4 protein-coding genes are annotated in these 7,067 nt (G+C 46.2%); 3 read left to right on the plus strand and 1 reads right to left on the minus strand.

The window, feature by feature from the left end; translation table 11 throughout:
• Nucleotides 1-661: 661 nt before the first annotated feature.
• Nucleotides 662-2,095, minus strand: a complete 1,434-nt coding sequence (locus QUA47_RS29670; RefSeq protein ID WP_333433452.1) for an MFS transporter — start codon at nucleotides 2,093-2,095, stop codon at nucleotides 662-664.
• An 810-nt stretch (nucleotides 2,096-2,905) separates the two neighbouring features.
• On the opposite strand from QUA47_RS29670, the gene cbiD reads away from it, so the two are divergent.
• From cbiD to QUA47_RS29685, 3 genes are all read left to right on the plus strand, one after another.
• A complete protein-coding gene (gene cbiD, locus QUA47_RS29675; protein ID WP_333433453.1) occupies nucleotides 2,906-4,063 on the plus strand; it encodes a cobalt-precorrin-5B (C(1))-methyltransferase CbiD in 1,158 nt (385 codons plus the stop codon).
• 347 nt (nucleotides 4,064-4,410) lie between these two features.
• A complete protein-coding gene (guaA, locus tag QUA47_RS29680; protein ID WP_445302558.1) occupies nucleotides 4,411-6,012 on the plus strand; it encodes a glutamine-hydrolyzing GMP synthase in 1,602 nt (533 codons plus the stop codon).
• Between the two features lie 708 nt (nucleotides 6,013-6,720).
• The coding region (locus tag QUA47_RS29685; RefSeq protein WP_333433455.1) for a two-partner secretion domain-containing protein at nucleotides 6,721-7,067 on the plus strand (347 nt) is incomplete at its 3' end.

The raw sequence follows: 7,067 nt of genomic DNA on the forward strand, positions 1-7,067 counted from the left end.
CTACACAGTCTCTTATGCTTATTTTGTTAACTTTGTCAAGTTCATATTATACCAAATTAGATGAGCTTACCCTGATTGGTAATCGGTTACAAGAGAATTGCCACTTCCCATTTTTCTGTCACCTCACGCGATCCCTCATAATTTCTTGCTCGACTAAATTGTTATCTGGCTGGGCAATCTTGAGTTATTTCGATTCTCAGGATATTAGTCCTTAAACACCATCTAGTCTAGTTTGCTGTATTAAAATGTTAATTTTATTTATATTTCTTAAACAAAAAACAGCGTGAAATCCTAGCTTTGGTTCTGGGAAAAGGCTCGATTCTCTTAAAACGTAAAAAATTTAGAGCCTGAAATAGTAGCTTTGGTTCTGGGAAAAGGCTCGATTCTCCTAACAGGAGTAACGATCGGATGCCATAGCTAACAAACATTTAAACAGATTTACGCTCTGCCTGGTCAGTTTTGAGAACAGCCATATCCGATCGATTTGTCAGTTAGCTGCAAGATAATGGTGACGTATTGGCCGAACACATAGCAGGTTTGGACTATGTTTTGGATGAAAATTTGTTGCAGCGACTGTCAGATCTTCTGCGATGTGCTTGAAGTTTTTAACAATCTGTGGGCCTTTCTGGTTTCTCGATCGCTAAATTTGTGCGGAAATTTCCTAGCCGCGGTTTAAATTGAAACGTCCCAAAGTGGGGACGATCGACCGCAGCGACTGGCTACGAGGTTCTCGCACCAAAACCAAAGGCAGAAGGGCAATCAAGCGAACACCAGCCGAGAGGGCAAACACTGCTCCCAAACTCATGCCAGGAAGTTCGGCAAGAAAGCCGCCGGCGGTAGTTCCCAAAGCCCCAGCTACTCCCGAAACTGCTGCGGCGATCGCAAAATAAGTCGAAGGTTGCTCGATCGACGCTATCTCCATTTGAATATTGTTAGTACACAGCCCGATCGCGCCTAAAGTCGTTCCCCCCAACAAGTGCAGCAGCGGCAGCCACACCCATAGAGCAAAAGGGTAATTGCCCGTACCCAACCACAACAAAGGCGTTACCGCTACCACCAGCCCAACCGCAATTAGCAGGGGGCGATTTCCCCAGCGATCGGCCAACTTGCCCCAAAACATCAGCAGCAGTAGATTTGCGCCGGAACTTAAGCTGGTGTAAATCGTTACCAAACTCACATCCAAGCTTAAATCTTTCAGCAGGTAGATATTAAAAAAAGGCGCGCTGAGATTGACAGCAAATGTCCACACACTGAAGTAAAGAATAAACATTAAAAAATTAGAATCTTTCAGCACAGAAGGCACAAAATCTGTTATTTGCTTTTCTTTTTTCTCTGTAAGTCGATCGCTCTCTGCATCTTTTTTGTATACCTGGGGATTCACATCACCCATGAAGGATTGACACCCCAAACTAATCATTCCCGCCAAAACACCCACAAATAAAACAATACCGTAGCCAAAAATTGGACCGCCGTCCCAAGTTGACACTCCCAATCCCATCAACGGCACTCCCAGCAAACTGATGAAGCTGACAGCACTGTTGCGAAAGCCAAAATAGCGTCCCCGCAAGCGCTGAGGAACCACAGCAGCCATCCAACTGAACCAGCTAGAATTGGCCAAAGCTGCCAGCACACTAGCTGCTACGACTGTTACCAGCGTCCATTGCAGCAGTTGGTGGAGGTCTGCGTGCTGGGAACCCCAAACAATTGCCACCGCGAGCACCAGCCACAGCAGCCGCGACGCGCCGAATACAAATAGGTTGTACCAGCGGCGGCTGGTTGTGCGGTCTGCGATGTAGGCTCCTAGCGGTTGCAGGAGATTTACCACCATCGGAATAGCAGAAAATATACCTATTTCCACGCTGCTCGCGCCGAGTTGCAGCAAGAAGTTGCTCAGCAGCACCCCGGTGGTCGCCGACTCGAAGATAGTGGCAAAAACGCCGTCTAGAGTTGAGGCTTTCAGGGTCGATCGAACGTCTTTTTTAGAAAATTTGAGATCGGTTTTTGCAGAGAGAACGAGCTGAAATATTTTCGGGTCTACTATTTCTGGACTCTGAAGAGATAGAGGTTCATTTAACTCTGCAACTGGTTCAACCATAGTCAATCGATTTTAGATTGTAGATTTTAGATTGAAAACTGTCCAACCCAGGTTTGGTAATGGTTTGAGGCTGGCTGGCCATTAAATTATTTTTCACGCGCCGGTGTAAATAAAATTTAATCTTTCTGCTAAAAATTGCTGACCTAGCCTGTTAAGATAAAACCAGCCCCGCCTTCAAGATGTGAGCTTGAAAGCTAGACTGGCACTTCCGGGTAATGGTTATTAATATAGATGGCAAGCGATTAGTGGAACATCAACCGCTTGGGAGATATAAATTTGCCAATTGTCCAAAAGTAGGTTTTAGCGCTTAACAAGGAAGCGATCGCAGCATTTCGCCTGCCAAAAATTGCTCGAATTCCGCCTCAAACAAGTCGCCCCAAGGGCCAAAGCAAACTTCGCGCCCGATCCTCCCTTCCGCTCTCAAACCTTTACGGCTAGCTAAATCTATAGAAGGAAGTACGATCGACTTGCCGAGTATAGCTGCTAACGATTTGTACCTAATTCCTGGAATCGGTTTGTTCAGTCCCAGCGCTCACGATCGAGATTCCGGGTTGTTTAGGGAAATCCCCCGCACCTGCCAGTAAGGCTTCGGAGTGGGTTTTTGGCGATGCTCTACGAGAGCTCCGCTAACGCACCTCAAAAAAATTGTGGCTGAGATCGGCAACTGGTAGGACAAAATGATTACTTGACAAAAATTACCCTAACTGCTAAAAGTAGCAAACCCTAAAATTAAGCTTAAATGTTTGAGGGGTATCATTGCTACAGCGTGAGGTCTAGCCTCAGTAAATTTACGGATTTCTGCATTAGATTGTGACAAAAACTCAACCTTTATCCGGGTATACACTGCCAGTATTTGCCTGTGCGGCCGCACTTGCAGCTTTGCGGTGCTTGCGTGATGGTATCCAGTCTGTTGATAGCGTATCAGTAAATTTACTGGAACCGCAAATAACGGCAGAAATTCTGATCGAACAGGCGTCTGTACTCAAAACTGGTACCGCTTTAGGAGTGACTCGCTCCGATCCGGGGGACAATCTCGATCTGACTCGCAATACCCCCGTTTGGGCAATGGTGGAATTGGGGAATTGGGAAGAGGGAGAGAGGGAGAGAGAGGGAGAGAATCGGGGAGAGGGAGAGCAGATTGTGATTCTCGGCGGTGAAGGTATCGGGCGTCACACAGTCGGTGGAGGGGCCGCAATCTATGATTACGCAATGCGGCTGTTGCGATCGAATCTGAGCCGAGAACTCGCACGGGGAGAAAAAATTACTGTCACCCTGATTCTGCCGTCTGGGCGACAACTAGCCACCCGCACTTCTAACGAAGCTTTCGGCGTGGTAGAAGGACTTTCGCTGCTGGGTACAACTGGCATTTCTCAACCGCTGAGTGCCCCTGGACAGTTGGAAGTTTACCGCGAACAACTGCAACAAAAAGCCAAACTGTTTGACTGTTTGGTTTTCTGCATCGGCGAAAACGGTTTGGATTTGGCGCGACAACTGGGGATTAATCCTGAGAGGCTAGTCAAAACCGCTAACTGGCTCGGCCCGCTGCTGGTAGAGGCCGGATATCAGGGCGTGCAGTCAATTTTGCTGTTTGGCTATCACGGGAAACTGATGAAATTGGCGGCGGGAATTTTTCACACTCACCACCACCTCGCTGACGGGCGCAGGGAAATTCTCACAGCTTACTGTGCTAAGGCCCGAATGCCTGCTGATGCTTGTTCCGCAATTTTTGCCGCAGCGACAGCCGAAGAGGCTCTCGGGCAACTGCGGGCTTTAGACGCCGAGTTTGGGAGCAATTGGGTCGATCGAATTTACGGCGACATCGCCCGACAAATAGACTTGCGGTCATCGGATTGCATTTTTACTCACACTAATCGGCGCATCTCCGTGGGATCGGTGATGTTCGGGCGCGATCGCAAAATTATTGTTACAAGTGACATAGGGGATACATTTTTGACCCAAATTTGTTAATCTAGTGTGAATATCCCTGAATTTTGTTTAAAACATCGGTCAGGGATAATATTTAACAAGTAATAATTCTTTGTCCCTAGGCCTTAATTATACTAGGTTGCTTCGGGAAGCAATTTCTGAAGCAATAATTCAATTAATTAGGGTAAGGATCGAAGTAAATCTATGCTTGTCATGTGACCGATTAATCGACTAACATCGCTAACAGCAATCTAGTATAAATAAGATTTATTCCTAGCGACTAATGCTGGCTCGCCTTCCTCAGTATTGTACTGAAGCAGCGACAAATACCTCTCCTACTTTCTGCCCAATTAGCAATTAGCAATTACCCAATAACCGTGACTACTCAAATAGAAACTGAATCCGTTCTCACAAACTCTTCTCTGGGGAAGATCGATCGCCAGACGATCGTGATTCTCGACTTCGGTTCGCAATATTCCGAACTGATTGCTCGTCGAATTCGCGAAACTCAAGTATATTCAGAAGTTATTTCTTACCGAACTACGGCAGAACAGTTAAAAGCTATCAATCCTAAAGGAATTATTCTTTCAGGAGGCCCAAGTTCTGTATACGATGAAAAAGCACCCCAATGCGACCCAGAAATTTGGAATTTGGGAATACCGGTGTTGGGAGTGTGTTACGGGATGCAGTTGATGGTAAAGCAGCTCGGAGGCACGGTTGAGCGATCTAAGTTAGCGGAATACGGCAAGGCATCGCTATTTATTGACGATCCTACGGATTTGCTGACAAATGTCGAAGAGGGCAGCACGATGTGGATGAGCCACGGAGACTCCTGTACTCAACTGCCGCCGGGTTTTGAGATCCTCGCTCACACGGACAATACTCCGTCTGCTGCTGTTGCTCACCACGAGAAAAATTTGTACGGCGTTCAGTTCCATCCAGAAGTAGTTCACTCGATCGGGGGAATAGCTTTAATTCGCAATTTTGTTTACCACATTTGCGAGTGCGAACCGACTTGGACGACCGCTACTTTTGTGGAGGAATCGATTCGCGAAATTCGCGCGCAAGTGGGAGATAAACGAGTTTTGCTCGCTCTATCCGGTGGGGTAGATTCTTCTACTTTGGCTTTCTTGCTGCATAAGGCGATCGGCGACCAACTTACCTGTATGTTTATCGACCAAGGGTTTATGCGGAAGTATGAACCAGAACGGTTGGTAAAATTATTTAAAGAGCAATTCCACATTGACGTTGAGTATGTGAATGCTCGCGAACGCTTTTTAGCTCAACTTGAAGGGATTACCGATCCGGAAGTAAAACGCAAGCGGATTGGTCACGAGTTTATCAACGTATTTGAAGAAGAATCGAAGCGTCTCGGCCCCTTTGACTACCTCGCACAAGGTACTCTTTATCCGGATGTGATTGAGTCGGCTGACACTAATGTAGACCCGAAAAGTGGCGAGCGAGTTGCTGTTAAAATTAAAAGTCACCACAACGTGGGGGGTTTGCCCAAAGATTTGCGATTTAAGCTGATTGAACCGCTGCGAAAACTGTTTAAGGATGAGGTGCGAAAAGTCGGCCGGTCGATCGGGCTACCGGAAGAAATCGTGAACCGGCAACCTTTCCCCGGCCCGGGATTGGCGATTCGGATTATAGGAGAAGTTACCTCCGAGAGACTAAATATTTTGCGGGATGCTGACTTCATTGTTCGCCAAGAAATTAACCGGCACGGATTGTACGGTGAACTTTGGCAAGCTTTTGCAGTTTTGCTGCCGATTCGCAGTGTAGGCGTGATGGGCGATCAGCGCACTTATGCTTACCCGATTGTCTTGCGATTTATTAAGAGTGAAGACGGGATGACGGCTGACTGGGCGCGGGTTCCTTACGATTTGTTGGAACTGATCTCGAACCGGATTGTGAATGAAGTTAAGGGGGTGAACCGGGTGGTTTACGATATTACTTCTAAGCCACCGGGAACGATCGAGTGGGAGTGATTTGTAGTTAGCGATTAAGTAGGCGGACTAATTTTTTTGTCTGTCTACTTATTTTGATTTTGGATAAAAGGGCGATTCCCTCTGGGATAGCTACGCTTCACGGGCTTCAGGGGATGGGGGAGTGAGAAGGGCGATCGCTTTTATAGAACCCATTTGACATTTTTTACTGTATTGAAGTAAAGAGACTGCAAAATTCCTATCCAGCAGTTATGCCATACTCTACCAGCCTCAGAGACCAAGAGTGGATCATCCTCGAATCCTTGTTTTTTCCGGTTGTGGCAAGGTAGGGGAAGAGAACGGGCAAATGCTTGGATAGAGACGTGCAAAATCCTCGTCACTAATTTTGAGAGAACTCTGGTTGATGCGAGTGTCAAGGTTAATTTTTATTTAATTACAAGACTTCGGACAGTTTTTAGATAATCAACCGTAGAATATGGCTTTCAAGACGATTCGGCAATGGAACTACCAAGGAAAAATCAAGGGTTTCAGACTAGGAACTAAAAACTAGCCGGACTATTGTTATTAGGCTGATGCCGATCGGGCTTGCAGCCGCTTAGATCTCAAATGAATTCTATAAACGTTCGCCAGTTGAGCTACGAGCGCACTGTTTAACGTGCTTACCTTAAACTAGACTCATGTTTTTTGAGGAAAAAGTTTTATTATAATTTAAGCGCACTCAGCAAAGAATTTATTTTACGGAGAAGTCTAATGATTAGAACAAGAATAACTCAAAGATATCAACAGCAACTGTTGACTTGTACTTGGGTGGTATCTTTAGGTTTATTATTGTTCTCACCTGCCGCTACAGGACAGCCAATTACTCCGTCTCCCGATGGCACAGGAACTGCTGTTAATGCCTCCGGCAATCAATTTAACATCAAGGGGGGACAGCTCTCAAAAGACGGCACTAATCTCTTTCATAGCTTTCAGCAGTTTGGACTCAAAGACGGTCAAATTGTTAACTTTATTTCTCAGCCAAATATCCGCAATATTTTAGGGCGAGTTGTGGGTGGCGATGCTTCTTATATTAACGGTTTAATTCAAGTAATAGGCGG

It is taken from the genome of Microcoleus sp. MON2_D5, assembly GCF_036701905.1.
Lineage (GTDB): Bacteria > Cyanobacteriota > Cyanobacteriia > Cyanobacteriales > Microcoleaceae > Microcoleus.

Bases quoted from the DNA above. Each gene is read 5' to 3' on its own strand.
- QUA47_RS29670 (WP_333433452.1), bottom strand. From the start codon at position 2,095: ATGGTTGAACCAGTTGCAGAGTTAAATGAACCTCTATCTCTTCAGAGT.